The sequence below is a fragment of the Streptomyces sp. NPDC059787 genome (genome assembly GCF_042732315.1).
Lineage (GTDB): Bacteria > Actinomycetota > Actinomycetes > Streptomycetales > Streptomycetaceae > Streptomyces > Streptomyces atrovirens.
In genome coordinates, this window is sequence record NZ_JBHWHX010000026.1 from 34,163 (window position 1) to 48,122 (window position 13,960).

Sequence of the window (13,960 nt, forward strand, 5' to 3'; positions counted from 1 at the left end):
GATGGGGCCCGGAGTCCGTCAGGCGACCCGCCTACGCTGCCTCTTGGCCTTCTTCGCCATCTGCCTGGACTGCGCCGCCTGGTAGGTGGCACCCGCGACCCCGCCCTCGGCGTGTCCGAGGGACGCTCGCGCCGCCTTCTCCGCTTTCCGGTAGGCGGTGACGAGGTCCAGGGACGCCGAGGCGGTCGCGGCATGCATCTCAGGCAGCACCGTTTGGTAGGTGTCCGTCGTCATCCGCATGGACGAGTGTCCGAGCATCGCCTGCACGGCCTTGGGGGCGACGCCAGCCGCGAGTGCCAGGCTCGCCGCCTCGTGGCGGCCGTCGTGGAGCCGGATCGGCGGCAGCCCGGACAGTTCCACCAGTCGGTCCCAGCGGTCGGTGAAGAATTGCGGGTGGTAGGCGGTGCCGTCTTCCTTGGTGAAGACCCGGTTGCCGGACGCGGCGGGCACGCCAGCGTCCGCCCACTTCTGGCGTTCGGCGGTCTGCTTCTCGCGCCACGCCTCCAGCAGCATCACCGAGTCGCGGTTGAGCTTGATGTCGCGGACGCTGTCGGCCTTCGGATCGTCCTCGTGGACCTCGTACGAGATCGACACCAGCTGCTCGCTGATGTGGATGACCTCCTCGTCCAGGTCTACCTCGTCCCAGGCGAGCGCGGCCAGCTCGCCGCGGCGCAGGCCGTGGAAGAGAACCAGGTGCCAGGCGGGGAAGTGGCGGTCGTCGACGATGAAGTCCAGGAACTGGGCAGTCTGCTGCAGTGTCCACACCATGACGGGGGACGGCTTCTCGCCGGTGCGCTTCCAGCGGGCAACGCGCGGGGCGGTCCAGGCGAGTGCGCGGGGCTTGGTCACCTTGGGGAGGGACAGGAACGCCGCGTAGTTCTTGGCGATCAGTTCTTCCTTCACCGCGTCCGAGAGCGCCGAGGACAAGGTGGCCTTGATGCTGACCATGGTGGCCGGGCCGGTGATCCGCTGCAGCTTCTTACGCCCGGCCAGGTACTCGTCGCGGGCCTGTGTCCATATGCCACGCCGTAGGGCGCGTTCGGCCTTTTCCTCCAGTGTCTTGGCCGGTGCCGAGCGCCAGGTGGCAGAGGCCGCGTCGGCGGCCTGTTTCAGTTCCTCAACCTTGGCCCGGTGCTCGATGCGGCGCTCGTTGTCGGAGACGATCCAGTCGAACATCGCCTGAGCGTGGCGGGCGCGCAAGTCGCGCATTTTCAGCGCCCCGAGGTGCGGCACCAGGTACAGCTGGATGTCGCGTTCGTACTCGTGAGCGGTGGTCCGCTTCAGCTCGGTCTTCTTCTTCTTGAGCCAGCGGGCCAGGAACTCGGTGACCGTCTCGTCCGACAGGACGTTCACGCCGGCCTTGGAGGCCCGCCACACCTCCTCGGCCTTGGCCGCGGCCTCAGCCTGGGTGGCGAAGCCGCCCTTGCGGGGCCGCTTGCGTTTTCCGGTGCCGTCGCGCTCCAGTTCGATCTGGTAGTACCAGGAGCCGTGGGTGCGTTCCTTCAGCCGCGGGCAGGCGCGCTCCAGGTGCCCGATTTTCTGCTCGCCGTTGTCGTCGAGTACGGGCGTACCGTCCGGATGTGTCAGTGGCCCCTTGCAGGCGCACCGCTTGAATGTCTTGTCCTCGAACACCGTTCCCACCCCCACGCTGGGCTGTCCCTATTGGCGCTCATTCTTACTGATCTAGCTCAGGACAGTCCCTCTTTGCGCGTGTATGGTGTGCCCAGGTTGGCGCGGGGGAGAACGCGGCAGCGAAGATGGCGACGACGAACACGATGGTTGCTGACCAGCGCGGGATGAGCCTGGAAGAGGTTCTGGCACTGCCTGCGACGGTCAACGTCGTGACTGCGGCCCGCGCGTTGGGCATCGGTCACAACAAGGCGTACGACTTGATCAAGACTGGTCGGTTTCCTGTGCGGACGCTGACGATGGGGAACACCATCCGCATCCCCACGGCCGCTCTGTGGGAGGCGCTTGGTATCGGCTCGCTGCGGCAGGGACGACCCGCAAGGACTGAGTAGTGGGGAACGGGTGGAATGCCGCGCTTGTACGGCTTCGACAACCAGGCTCTGACGCGCGTTCGCGCTGAGGAGCGGCAAGTTGTGCGCGAGGCCGTGGGCCGGCTGCGCGCCGGTCAGTCGCAGGCTCAGGTTGCGGCCTGGATGACGGCTGAGGGCCACCGCGGCACGATGGGCGGCGAGTGGACGAGCATGAAGCTCGGTCGGCTGTTGGACAATCCGGCGGTCGCCGGCCTGGAGCGAGACCCCAAAACGGGTGAGCTGTGCGAGACCGGCCGAGAGGCGCTGATCACACCGGAGGAGTTTCGGTGGCTGCAGCAGCGTCCAGGCCGGCGTGGCGGTGTACGCAGCGAAGAAGCACGTGAACCCGACTTCGAATACCTGCTGGCGAGCGGGCTGAGTGTGTGCGGTCAATGTGGCCAACAGATGACCGGTGGCCGTACCAGCGCGGGCACACCGTCCTACCGATGCCCGACCAACTTCGAGGGCCGTGGCGGGTGCGGCAAGGTCCGCGTCAATGCCTCGTTGCTCGAGGACTACGTGGCCGAGCACATTCTTGGTGAGTTGGCACGCCCTGGTGCGCAGGCCGCCCTGGAGGAGGCTCGTGCGCGTATGGCCGCCGAGGCCGACGAAGTGCGCGCCCGGATCACCGCACTGGAGAAAGCCCGGATCGAGCTGGCCGAGCCGTACGAGAAGCGCCAGCTGTCGCGAGCCGCCTTCGGCGCCGCCGACAAGCGCATCGGGGACAGCCTGAAGAAGGAACGGGCCCGGCTTCGGTTCCTGGAACAGATCGTGGACGTACCGCTTGGCGGGGTCGAGGACCTGGCCCGTTGGTGGAAGCATGCGCCGCACGGCTCCAAGCGGAGCCTGGCGGCACTGCTGGTGGAGAAGGTCCTCGTCCACCCCGCGCGGGCGCGCGGGGTACGGGATGTGGACGACCGGGTCACTCTGAGCTGGCGTACCGAAATGGCTGCGTAGGCCTGTGCGGCGGCGCCTCAGTCCTGCAGCTCATGATCGGGCGACTTCGCCCACCAGTAGATGACTTCGTTCAGGGTCGCCACGTCCAGCTTCTTGCGCAGCTGGCTCAGATGCTCGTTGATCCAGGCTGGACCGATTCCGAGGTTCCTCGCGGCCTGGGCCTGCGTGCGGCCCATACACAGCTCTCGCAGTATCGCCCGCTGAAGGGCCGTCGTCGCCAAGCCCTGGTCCTCGCCGCGGGTCCCGCCGTACCACGGGTCCGCGCGCTCCCAGAACAGGTCGAAGGCGTAGGCGATCCGCGCCACCACCAGCGGGTCGGAGATCATGACGGCTTCGTCGGCGGGGGGCTCGCCCTCGCCGCTGTGCACAGGGACGAAGGTGACGCGGCGATCGAAGATGATGCTGCGAGGGAAGCGGCCGTTGAGCGTGCGGATCTCTCCGCCGGCGGCGGCCATGGCCTTCGCCCACTCGCCGACCGTGGCGACTCGGCGCACTGAGCTGTGGTACAGCGTCAGCATGCGTACGCCCTGCTTGAGGGCGCCGCGGTCGCGGTCGTAGGAGAACGCCAGGTCCTCGGGAGTGCGGTGGCCGGGCTGCGCGGAGATGATCTCGGCTCGGGCGCTGGCGTGCTCCCGGGCGATGTGCTCGTTGATCAGCTCTCGGCCCTTGAGATGCTGGATGGCCTCGTGCGACTGCCTGGACGCCTGGAACTGGTCCTGGAGAGTACCCAGGAACTCCGGCAGCGCCCCCACGTATGCGGAGAGGGCAGCCAGGTGAGTGTGGATCTGCTCTAACATCCCGAGTGTCGGGTATCGGGGCTCGACGGCGCTGTAGGTGTCGTTTCCTGCGTGCAGACCCACGACCAGACCAGTTGCGAGCAGTTCGGACAGCCCCGGAGTTCCACGCGGTACTGGCTTGCCGTCAAGTATGCGCTGATACACGGAAGCCATGCCATCGGACAGATCCGGCAGGTCAGGAACTTGTGGCACCTTTCCATCCCCTACTTCTTAGGTCTGGTGAAAGTACGGTGATGATCACTCTTGCACTTCTTTCACGACCATTACAAAGTGTGGTGTGTCGGGTACATGGCGCGAATTCAGCGGCCTTCTGACCGATTGTCGCCGCCCTCCCATGCCGCCCGCTTGGCTGACGCGTTGAAACATCAGGGGAAACAGTGCCTATCAACCGTGCGCTCCGCGCTACTTCGATCGTCGTTCTCGCTGTTCTGGCAGCCATCATCGGCGTGGGGTCACAGCATTCGACGCCGCACCAGGTGCAAGCTCAGGACGCTACCGAGGCCGCCCACGCCAACAGCGGTAGTGGCGGCGGTGCTCAGAACCAGCCTGCTGACACAACCTGGGTCATCCGCGCCGACAGTGACGGTGACCAGACCCAGCCTGCTGACACGACCTGGTAGTTCCTTCCCATGCTCGGTGGGGACTGGGCAGCCTGGCGGGGGCCGGGCTTCTGGGGGGACTGCGGGGTCGGTGGATGTGGCTGAGGTCGAGGGCGGGTGACCGCCGTAGGGGAGGGATAGTGCAGTGGCGATCGATCCGGCCCGGATTCGGAGACGTGCGATCGAGGCCGAGCAGTCCAGCCGACGCTCCTTAAGCGTCGATGAAGCCGCGGAAGCGTTGCGCGCGTTAGCCGTAGTGGTCGACGCGGAACCACAGGAGAAGCCGTCTGGCGACTCGGTGGCGCTGCAGCAGGCGAGCTGAACCACATCCAATGGGGCGGGCATCTCTCGATGCCCGCCCTTACGTGTGCTCTGACCTGGGAAAATCGCCTCGAAAAATCTGGCCCAAGATCCATAATGCGGCTAGAATAAGAGGAAAGGAGTGGGGGAAGCCCCCACCCCACCAGGCCTCTTGGAGTGAAGCCGTGACGATCCAAACCCTGCCCATCAACGAAATCCACCGCAACGAGCGTCAGCCGCGCGAATACTTCGAACCCACCGCCCTTCAGGAACTCGCCGACTCCATCAAGCGGTTCGGCCTCATGCAGCCGATCGAGGTCCGCCGCGACGCCGAGACCGGCGGCCATGAGATCGTCGCGGGCGAGCGCCGCTGGCGCGCCCACCAGCTTGCCGGGCTGGCCGAGATCAAGTGCATCGTCACCGACGACGACCTGACCGTCCTGGAGCGTTTCAAGCGGTCGGTCGCCGAGAACATCAACCGCGCCGACATGACGCCGATGGAGGAAGCCAAGGCGTTCCGCCGGATCCTCGACGAGCAGGAGAACACCGAAGCGAAGGACGTCGCCAAGGAGTTCGGCAAGTCCACGCAGTACGTGATGCTGCGCCTGGCGCTGCTGAACCTGACCAAGGAAGTCCAGCAGCACGTCAACTCCGGGGCGATCGGCACGCAGGCCGCAGTCCAGATCGCGGCCCTCACGCCCGGCAACCAGACCGCGGTCCTCAAGAAGTGGGCAGGCGGTGCCTTCGCCGGCGACAACGACCTGGTCCACTTCGCCTACGCGCTCAAGCAGCAGCAGGGTCAGGTCGTCGCGATGATCGTGGAGGAGATGACCCCCGAGGAGCGCGAGGAGCGCCAGCGTGAGCGCACCACAACCCGCAAGAACATCGACCGCATCGAGCAGGTGCTGGGCCTGCTGGGCGAGCTGGCCAAGGCCGACCCGATGAAGCTCGCCCTGGCCCTGGAGGGCGAGGTCACCAAGCGCCTGGAGCAGATGGACCGCGTCGCCGACGCCGTAGCCAAGGCCCGGTTCAACATGCGGCAGGCCAAGGCGCACGCCGAAGCCCGCGAGATTGCGCGCCTCAACCCCGGCGCCGAACACGAGAGCCTCGCCGAGAAGGCCAAGGCGGCGACCGAGCAGAAGACGGCGGCGAAGACGGCCGCGCCCAAGGCCCCGGCGAAGACAGCCGCTGCCCGGCCCGCCGCGCCCAAGCCGAAGGCTCCGGCCAGGCGGACGTCGGCCAAGACCGCCGCGCCCAAGCCGAAGGCGCCCGCCAAGCGTGCCGCCCAGGCCGCATCCTGACCTCGCTTCCGGCCCGCCCCGCAGGGGGCGGGCCCCGGGAGAAGGTCGTGGCCGCGATCGGCGCGGGCTTCCGGCCCGCCCCGCAGGGGGCGGGCCGCACCTCTTCCAGCACCGAAAGGATTTCCGTGAGCGACACCACCGGCCGCCCCGACTGGCGGCGCATGGGTCCCGGCGACTTCGGACGCCGCGTCGAGCCTAGCCAGGACGCGCTGTTTCTCATCGACGAGCCCGACGCCTGCGGTACCGACACCCTCGACGGCTTCGGCTACGGCGCCTCCCTGTGGGGCGGCCCAGCCGGCGACACCGACCGGCTCGCCAACTACCCGCGCCGCGCGATCGAGCCCGACGGCACCGTGCACGCCGCCCGCTTCACCGGCCGCCGCACGTTCATCACCGCCTGCGCCGTCTACCTGGCCCCGGCTGTCGACCGGCTGGAGCGCGGCAGTGACCAGCAAGTCACCTGCCTCGACTGCATCCAATAGATGTGCCACAACATTGGAACGTGGTACGTTCTGTTCGCTGGACGGGAACGGCTGCAGCCGCGGAACCGGCCCTTCAGCACTGCCGTGGCATGCGGCATCCCCCAATGGTGTCTGGCGGGTGGCAAATCCCCCGCGCCCTACCCGTCAGACACCGGCACCGCCCATGCGGCGCCATACGGGGATGCCGCACCACGTACCCGCGAATGGACCCGCCCGCGCCGACAGGCCGGGCGGGTCCCCGCGTCCCCAGGAGAAACCACATGACCGCGACCTACCGCTCTGACCATGCCGCCGACCCCGTGTTCTTCGAGCGGCTGATGAGAGAACGCTACGGACCGCTGTCCAAGGTCTTGGCCGAACGCAAGCGCCCCTGCTCGCCTCCCCCAGCCCGGAGACCCGTAATGGCCCCCGCCTACCAGTCCAAGCCCGACCCCGACGCGGCCAGGCACCTCGCCGAACTGCGAGAGGCGCTGGATGAGAACCCCGCCCCGACCGTGACCGGCAAGCGCACCCCGCCCGCTCCCGGCATGGTCTGGTGCTACTCGTGCGACGGCTGGTGCACCCCGCAGGGCATCTGCGGTTGCAACAACACCTAGACGAGGCGCCCTTGCGCTACTTCCACGGTGAGGTCCCAGGCCCAGACCAGCGCCCGGGACCTGCCGCGCGCCGCCTGCAAGACGCCCGTCAGCATCGAACCGCAGGTACAGCTGGAGCTGCTGAGCGCCTGATCCTCTAATGTGGGCGGGCGTAGGGCGCGGGGGCACGCTCCTACACGAAGGGCTCCTGCTGTGAGTGCTGCGCCCGCCCGCATCCCCGAGTCGCTGCTGCCGCTGGCAGTCCCGGTCGACGACCTGAGCGAGTACCACCGCAACCCGCGCAGCGGCGACGTCGAGGCCATTGCCGACTCGCTGCGCGTCAACGGCCAGTACAAGGCCATCGTCGTCAACCGCGGCACCCACACCGGTCGCCCCAACGAGATCCTGGCCGGCAACCACACCTGGGCCGCTGCCAAGCAGCTCGGCTGGGAGCAGATCGCTGCCACGTTCATCGACGTCGGCGACGAGGACGCGGCCCGCATCGTCGTCGTCGACAACCGCACCTCCGACCTCGCCGGCTACGACAGCGAGCTGCTGGCCGACATCCTCGAGGAACTGCCCGACCTCGAAGGCACCGGCTACGACCAGGAAGCCTTGGACAAGCTCCTCGACAACCGGGCCCTGCCCGCGACGATCGACCTGCCCTCCGACGGCCAGGGCACTGGCGCGATGGCCAAGCTGGAGTACCTGCAGTGGGGCTACCTGCAGTGGTCCAACATGCGCGTGCAGATCACCGCGGCCGAGGTGGAAACGCTCAACGCCATCTACGAGCGGTACACCACCGAGAACCGCGGCGACCTCGGCTTCGGCTGGCACCTGCTGCAGGAGCCCCACACCGAGACCGCCGAGGCCCCGGACGTCGAGGTCAAGGCCGCGCCCGACAGTGACGAGGACGAGGGCTACGAGGCCGACGAGGACCAGGAGGACGAGGACGCATGAGGACTGTCGCGCCCAAGACCACGTTCTACGAGGCGTACCCGCTCGCCGATCTGCAGCCCGCCGACTACAACCCGCGTCTGCTGAGCGAGGAAGCGTTCGCGAGGCTCCAGAAGTCCATCGGACGTCACGGCATCGTCAAACCCGTCATCCTCAATGCCGACGGCACCCTGGTCGCGGGCCACCAGAGAACCAAGGCGATGAAGGCGCTCGGCATCACGCACACCCCGGCCGTCATGCTGGGCACGAAGGTCCGCCTCACCGACGAAATCCAGTTCAACCTCCTGCACAACCGGGTCGAGACCGAGGCGAGCATCGTGTACGCCGAACCCGGCCCCATCGGGCAGTGGACGTGGATCCCATGGGAGACGATCAACGTCGCCCACTCCCGCAACAAGCCGTTCCAGCAGGCCATCTCCTACATGACCGGCGGGCACGGGGCGTGGGGCAGCGTCGTCATTGACGACCAAGGCCAGATCGCCCTCAACGCCGAGTACGCGGTGGTGGCGGCCGCGAACCACTTCGACGTCCTCGCCTGGACCTGCGCGAGCCTGGATGCCGCCGAACTCGTCGCCGACCTCACCGGCGAGTACGGCGTCTACGACTGGTCCGGTCTGGAGGACCAGGCCCCGGTCTACAACCAGCACATCGTGCAGCCCAAGCGGCTACGCCAGTACAGCTCGCTGAAGAAGGCCGGGAAGCTTGCCTACAAGAGCGAGACGTGGGAGAAACTGGCCCTGCCCCGGCTGCGCAAGGCCCCCGACATGCGGGTGGTCGACTTCGGCGCCGGGCACGGCGACTACGCCAAGAAGCTGCGGGCCGACGAGGGCTACCTGATCGACGACTACGAGCCGTACCGCACCACCCCCGGCAAGTACGCCGTCGACATCCAGGGCGTCGTCGGCATGATCCGCACCATCGAGAAGCGGGTAGCCGAGCACGGCCTGTACGACATGGTGGTCCTCGACTCCGTCATCAACGCCACCACCTCGCTGGACTACCAGCACTGGGTGCTCACCACCGTGAACGCGCTCTGCTCGGCCAACGGCACCGTGTGCATCGGCACCCGCAACCTGCTCGCCGAGCTGAACTTCGAGAAGAAGCAGCACTCCACCAGCCGGCACGACTCCACCCGCCTGTCCTTCCTGGACAAGGAGAACGTGGACATGCGGTTCATGCAGGGCAAGTGGATGCGGATCCGGTACCACACCCCCGAGACGCTGCAGGAACTGCTGGAGGCGTACTTCGGAGAGGTCAAGGTCGCCGGCCGGTCCAACGCCACGCTCCGGGCCGTCTGCCAGAACCCTCTCAGGCTTTCCGATCTCGATTACGAGAAAGCTTTGGACGAGGAATTTAATATGCCTTACCCCAACGAATTCCGGCATGATCGCCATAAGCGCCTTGTAGGAAATTTGGTAAAATTGGTGAAAGAAAGGGAAAGTCCCTGGCGTTCATCAAAAGGGGGATTTAAGTAATGCCGCAACCGCCCGTACGGGTCGGTCTGAACAGCGCCGCTCCATACCTGATCATGTGGCTGGCCGGGATTCGCAACGTGAACCTCGACCGTCACTGCCTGGAATGCTTCGGCACCTCCGACCGCCACCCGGTCAACTCGCGGGCACCCCGACAGAGCGTCACCCTGCCGGCGGAGAACCCTCCACTGGCCTGGTACGTGTGCGCCCTCCCTCACCCGTGGGACTGGTCGAGGAACGCGCACTTGGCCTTTGAGTACGCCGAAGGCCATCAGTGGGAGGGCCCCGCTCTCGTGCGGGGCCTCAAGGTGACCCTCGAAAACGCTCGCCCCATCGCCGGATGGGGAGAGCACTCGATACCGGCCTCCGCTCACAAGCGGGGCCTGTGGAGGTACCGCACCTGCCGCAACTGGCAGTTCGCGTGGTGGCTGCGAACCAACCGGAACGCACCCGACGCACCGCCTCCCACCTGGCAGCCGCCGGAAGACCCAGACGCCCCCGAGCAGCTGACCTTCCCGTAAGCCAGGCGGCTCGGCGACCAGCCAGGGCGCCGGGCCGCAGTGCCATCATGAAACTGGCGTGGGGGCGCGCAGCACCGAGAGGAACCCTGCCGGTGGGACGCCCCGACAAGGCCGCGCGCGCCGCCATCGCACAGCGGCGAGCGGACGCCATCGACCTGCGCCTAGCCGGCGTCGACTGGCTCACCGTAGGCCGCAAACTCGCCGCCGACCCCGCCATCAACTCCGACCGGATCGCCTACCCGCAGGGCTACGGCATCGACCGGTACAACAAGGGCCTCGCACCCCTCAGCGACGACCAGCTCATCAACGCCGCCTGTAAGGACGTCCGCCAGGCCCTCAAGGAACGCACCACCGAGGTCGACGAGAAAGCCGACGAGCTGCGCGCCGTGGAGAACCTGCGCCTGGACCGGCTGTTCTTCGTCGCCTACCGCCAGGCCGTCAAGGACGGTGACCTGCCTGCCATTGACCGGGCCCTGCGCATCATGGAACGCCGTGCCCGCATGAACGGCCTCGACAAGCCCTCCAAGACCGAGATCGTCACCCCGCCCGTCACCGGCAGCGAGCTGACCGCGGTCGCCCTCGACGAACTCGAAGCCCTGATCGGCATATCCGAGGAGGCCGCGCGTGGCTCGGACGAGTAGCCCCGAGCGTGAGGCGCAGCTGCTGGCCGCCTACCGCGCTCAGCCGCCGGCCGTACGCCGCGCCCTGGCCGCGAAGGCATCCCTCGCACTGCGCGTCCAACTCGCCCGTATCGAACGCTCCATCGCCATGGACGCCTCCCCCGGCGCGCTGGCCGCCGTCCTCACCGAGCGCCGCGAGATGCAGGCCCGCCATCTCCACCTCATCGACCAGGCGTGGATCGACATGGCCGAGGGCCGCGCCGACCGTGTGATGATCACCATGCCGCCCCGGCACGGCAAGTCCCGCCGCGCCTCCCGCTGGGCGCCCCTGTGGTACCTGCGCCAGCATCCCGACCGCCGCGTCATGATCGCCTCCTACTCCGGAGACCTCGCCGAGGAACACTCCCGGTGGATCCGCGACGCCATCGAAACCTGGGGCGACGACCTCGGCATCCGCCTCAACCCCTCCAGCCGGGCGGCGATGCGCTTCGACATCGCCGGCCACCAAGGCGGCCTCGTCGCAGCGGGCATCGGCGGCAGCCTCACCGGCAAGGGCGCCACCATCGCCCTCGTCGACGACCCCGTGCAGGACATGGCCTCCGCCGACTCCCCGAGTATGCGCCGCAAGACCTGGGAGTGGTGGCAGTCCGTCCTGCAGACCCGCCTCGAACCCGACGGCGCGATCTGCGTCATCCAGACCCGCTGGAACGAAGACGACCTCGCCGGGCGCATCCTCGCCGACGCGCAGGCCAACGAGTGGAAGATCATCGACCTGCCCGCGCTCGCCGACAGTGACATCGACCCGCTCGGCCGCAAGCTCGGCGAGCCGCTGTGGCCCGAACGCTTCGACGCCGAACACCACGCCACCACCCGCCGCCGCGTCGGCGAACGCGTGTGGGCCGCGCTCTACCAGCAAAAGCCCCGCCCGCCCGAGGGCGGCGTGTGGCAGCGGGCCTGGATCACCGACCACCGGATCACAACCGTCGAGTTCGGCGGCCTCGACATGGCCCGCGTCATCGTCGCCGTCGACCCCGCCGGCGGAGAATCCGCCATCGGCGACGAGACCGGCATCATCGGCGCAGCCCGCAGTTACGACGGCCACCTGTACGTCCTCGAGGACCGCTCCGGGAGCATGGGCGCGAACGACTGGGGCCGCACCGCCTGCCTCCTAGCCCTCGCCCTCAAGGCCGACGCGATCGTGGTCGAGTCCAACTACGGCGGAGACATGGCCCGCCAAGTCCTCTCCCAGGCATGGGAGCAGCTGCGCCGCGAAGGCTCCACCAACGGAGCTCTCATGCCCCGTGTCCTCGAAGTCACCGCCAAGGTCGGCAAACGCCTGCGCGCCGAACCCATCGCGCAGCTGTACGAGCAGGGCCTGGTCCACCACGTCGGTGCGCACGTCGCCCTGGAAGACCAGATGGTCACCTGGGTCGTCGGCATGGACAGCCCCGACCGCATGGACGCCGCCGTCCACGGACTGACCGAACTCGCCGACCCCGACCAGCTCGCCGCCGTGGCCGGACACATCCACGACGACCGCCTCGGCGGACGCCGATAACCCCCAGAAACGGCCCCATAAAGACCAACGACACGGCCGGGCACCGGATTCGGCCCGGCTGCTAGCCTTCCGGGCCATGTCAACCAGGGGGAAAGCCGTCGCCACAGCCATCGTCTGTGCGGCCTCCGTCGTCGGCACGATCCTGCTATGGCCCGCCTCGCACTCCGCGCCCGCAGCGCCCACCTCGGAGCAGATCAAAGCCTCTGCGCAGGCCCGCCTGGATATGTCCCTGGAAGCGGGGCGCACCGCTCGGGAGATGATCCGCGCCACCGGCCAGACACCCGGCGACGAGTCATGCCAGGCCGCGTGGGACAACATGCTGCCCGAGGAGCAGCAGGACCTGCGCTACGCGATGTGGAGGCAGGGTTGCGCCGACGATCCCACCCCGTAGCCCAGTGCCTCAGTAGTAGCCTGCGGGCATCATTCAGGCTCGGACGCTGGGGGGCAGCACGTGATCGTTCGGACCATTGCGCCGGAGGGAATGCCGCGCCCCACGGGTGCGGAAGGCCACATCCTTCTCGACATGGTCTGGGCGTACTTCAGCAACAGCTATGTCTGGCCGACCTTCGACGACATCGACCGGAAGCTATATGGGGCAGGCCTGAAGTTCGAGGAGGTCGTACAGCAACTGTGCCCTGCGTTGCTGCGGGGACTGGATCCAGACATCTCGCGAGTGCCCCAGGGGGCGCAGCAACTATCGCTGACCGTCGCTGGCGCTGCGAACTGCAACGACACCGGTCCCGCTATCACCCTGTTCCTCCACATGGTGCGGACAGCGGCCGAGATCGAGCCCCACTTTCGGCCTGTGCTGCCGGGTCAGCTGCCAACGCTGTTGCCCGAAGACGTGACGACTCCCATGCTGACCGACCCACTGCTGATGGGCCGGGAGGTCATGTTCGCAGCCGCCGCGCTCGCGCGACATGAGCCCTGCTTCCGCGGTGGCGGCAGCAACCATTCTGAACTGACTTGGTCGCTGAACTACGATCGGGGCATTCGGCCGTTCGTCGGCAAGCTCGACGTGGATGACTACTGGCGAATCCGAGAGCAGGAGCTGGGGCCGGTACGGACAGAGGCCGAGAACCGGCCCTTCTCCAAACACCCGCTCCCGGTGGACCCCGTTTTCGCGCCCGTGCCAGTAACAACGCCAGCTGCCTCGGATCCCGCCGCAGAGTCGCTGGAGACTCTGTCCGTCACCTGCAACCTGCATCCGCTGATCGAGAAGGTCGCCGCTGAGCGGTTCAGCAGCGGTTTCTACTACGACGCGGTCAGGAGTGCCTTCCAGGCGGTCGAGCACCGCGTTGCGACGCTGATCGGTGTCAATGAGGTTGGTGAGCGGCTGATGGGTATCGCCTTCGGTAAGCCCGCTCCCAAGATCACGGTGACCCGGTCGACGGGAGGCTCGCTGGAGAGCGAGCAGAACGGCATGCAGTTCCTGTTCAAGGGCGCGATGGGCGCTCTGCGCAACCCTCGGATGCATGGGCCGGACGAGAAGGACGCCCGCGACGAGGCCGAGGAGATGCTGGTGATCGCTAGCTTCCTGATGCGGCGCCTCGACATCGAGGACGACAAGCGCGCAGCCGCCGCTTCAGGCCCGTGATCACACACTGTCTCTCATACTCCAGCCTGCCCAGCTCAGGGCACCAGACGAACACCGCGCCGGGTTCCATGAGGGGCAGGGAGCCGAGGTTAATCAGGACCTGGGAGGGACGGTCAGCATGGTGCACGCCTGACCGAGGGGTGCAACGGCGCAACACAGGCAAGCACCCTGCTTGAGCAGGAGAG

General features: G+C 67.6%; 14 protein-coding genes. 12 read left to right on the plus strand and 2 right to left on the minus strand.

Translation table 11 applies throughout. The annotated features are described in order from the left end of the window. Window positions 1–18 precede the first annotated feature (18 nt). Window positions 19–1,647 carry a tyrosine-type recombinase/integrase gene (locus ACFV5H_RS23675; RefSeq protein WP_385197137.1) on the minus strand — a complete coding sequence of 543 codons (1,629 nt, stop codon included), beginning with the start codon at window positions 1,645–1,647 and terminating at the stop codon, window positions 19–21. 110 nt (window positions 1,648–1,757) lie between these two features. Between ACFV5H_RS23675 and ACFV5H_RS23680 the strand changes: the two genes are divergently transcribed. Together ACFV5H_RS23680 and ACFV5H_RS23685 are read left to right on the plus strand one after the other, a co-directional pair. Next, window positions 1,758–2,021, plus strand: coding sequence for a DNA-binding protein (locus ACFV5H_RS23680; protein ID WP_385197138.1), 264 nt, complete (start codon window positions 1,758–1,760; stop codon window positions 2,019–2,021). A gap of 24 nt (window positions 2,022–2,045) precedes the next feature. After that, a complete protein-coding gene (locus ACFV5H_RS23685) occupies window positions 2,046–2,996 on the plus strand; it encodes a recombinase zinc beta ribbon domain-containing protein (protein ID WP_385197139.1) in 951 nt (316 codons plus the stop codon). 17 nt (window positions 2,997–3,013) lie between these two features. On the opposite strand, the gene ACFV5H_RS23690 is transcribed toward ACFV5H_RS23685, so the two are convergent. Then, entirely contained in the window at window positions 3,014–3,793 is a 780-nt protein-coding gene (locus ACFV5H_RS23690) for a hypothetical protein (protein WP_385197140.1), read from the minus strand. Between the two features lie 744 nt (window positions 3,794–4,537). Here ACFV5H_RS23690 and ACFV5H_RS23695 point away from each other — a divergent pair. From ACFV5H_RS23695 to ACFV5H_RS23740, 10 genes are all read left to right on the plus strand, one after another. Beyond that, window positions 4,538–4,714, plus strand: a complete 177-nt coding sequence (locus ACFV5H_RS23695; RefSeq protein WP_385197141.1) for a hypothetical protein — start codon at window positions 4,538–4,540, stop codon at window positions 4,712–4,714. Window positions 4,715–4,877: 163 nt separating this feature from the next. Then, window positions 4,878–5,993 (plus strand): ParB/RepB/Spo0J family partition protein, encoded by a 1,116-nt coding sequence (locus tag ACFV5H_RS23700; protein ID WP_385197143.1) that lies wholly within the window; start codon window positions 4,878–4,880, stop codon window positions 5,991–5,993. A 125-nt stretch (window positions 5,994–6,118) separates the two neighbouring features. Beyond that, on the plus strand, window positions 6,119–6,475 hold the full coding sequence (locus ACFV5H_RS23705) for a hypothetical protein (protein WP_385197144.1): 357 nt from the start codon (window positions 6,119–6,121) through the stop codon (window positions 6,473–6,475). Window positions 6,476–6,735: 260 nt separating this feature from the next. Beyond that, window positions 6,736–7,071, plus strand: a complete 336-nt coding sequence (locus ACFV5H_RS23710) for a hypothetical protein (protein WP_385197146.1) — start codon at window positions 6,736–6,738, stop codon at window positions 7,069–7,071. Window positions 7,072–7,263: 192 nt separating this feature from the next. Beyond that, window positions 7,264–8,010 carry a ParB/RepB/Spo0J family partition protein gene (locus ACFV5H_RS23715; RefSeq protein ID WP_385197147.1) on the plus strand — a complete coding sequence of 249 codons (747 nt, stop codon included), beginning with the start codon at window positions 7,264–7,266 and terminating at the stop codon, window positions 8,008–8,010. Further along, window positions 8,007–9,482, plus strand: a complete 1,476-nt coding sequence (locus ACFV5H_RS23720) for a ParB N-terminal domain-containing protein (RefSeq protein ID WP_385197148.1) — start codon at window positions 8,007–8,009, stop codon at window positions 9,480–9,482. The genes ACFV5H_RS23715 and ACFV5H_RS23720 overlap by 4 nt, the downstream gene beginning before the upstream one ends. A gap of 610 nt (window positions 9,483–10,092) precedes the next feature. Beyond that, a complete protein-coding gene (locus ACFV5H_RS23725) occupies window positions 10,093–10,641 on the plus strand; it encodes a hypothetical protein (RefSeq protein WP_385197149.1) in 549 nt (182 codons plus the stop codon). Then, a complete protein-coding gene (locus ACFV5H_RS23730) occupies window positions 10,625–12,178 on the plus strand; it encodes a terminase large subunit domain-containing protein (protein WP_385197150.1) in 1,554 nt (517 codons plus the stop codon). Before ACFV5H_RS23725 ends, ACFV5H_RS23730 begins: the two co-directional genes overlap by 17 nt. Window positions 12,179–12,254: 76 nt before the next feature. After that, on the plus strand, window positions 12,255–12,569 hold the full coding sequence (locus ACFV5H_RS23735; RefSeq protein WP_385197151.1) for a hypothetical protein: 315 nt from the start codon (window positions 12,255–12,257) through the stop codon (window positions 12,567–12,569). A 60-nt stretch (window positions 12,570–12,629) separates the two neighbouring features. After that, on the plus strand, window positions 12,630–13,775 hold the full coding sequence (locus ACFV5H_RS23740) for a TIGR02391 family protein (RefSeq protein WP_385197153.1): 1,146 nt from the start codon (window positions 12,630–12,632) through the stop codon (window positions 13,773–13,775). Window positions 13,776–13,960: the final 185 nt, after the last annotated feature.

Coding starts and splice junctions, on each gene's coding strand:
- ACFV5H_RS23680 (WP_385197138.1), top strand. CDS start 1,758: ATGGCGACGACGAACACGATGGTTGCTGACCAGCGCGGGATGAGCCTG.
- ACFV5H_RS23720 (WP_385197148.1), top strand. CDS start 8,007: ATGAGGACTGTCGCGCCCAAGACCACGTTCTACGAGGCGTACCCGCTC.
- ACFV5H_RS23690 (WP_385197140.1), bottom strand. CDS start 3,793: ATGTTAGAGCAGATCCACACTCACCTGGCTGCCCTCTCCGCATACGTG.
- ACFV5H_RS23735 (WP_385197151.1), top strand. CDS start 12,255: ATGTCAACCAGGGGGAAAGCCGTCGCCACAGCCATCGTCTGTGCGGCC.
- ACFV5H_RS23710 (WP_385197146.1), top strand. CDS start 6,736: ATGACCGCGACCTACCGCTCTGACCATGCCGCCGACCCCGTGTTCTTC.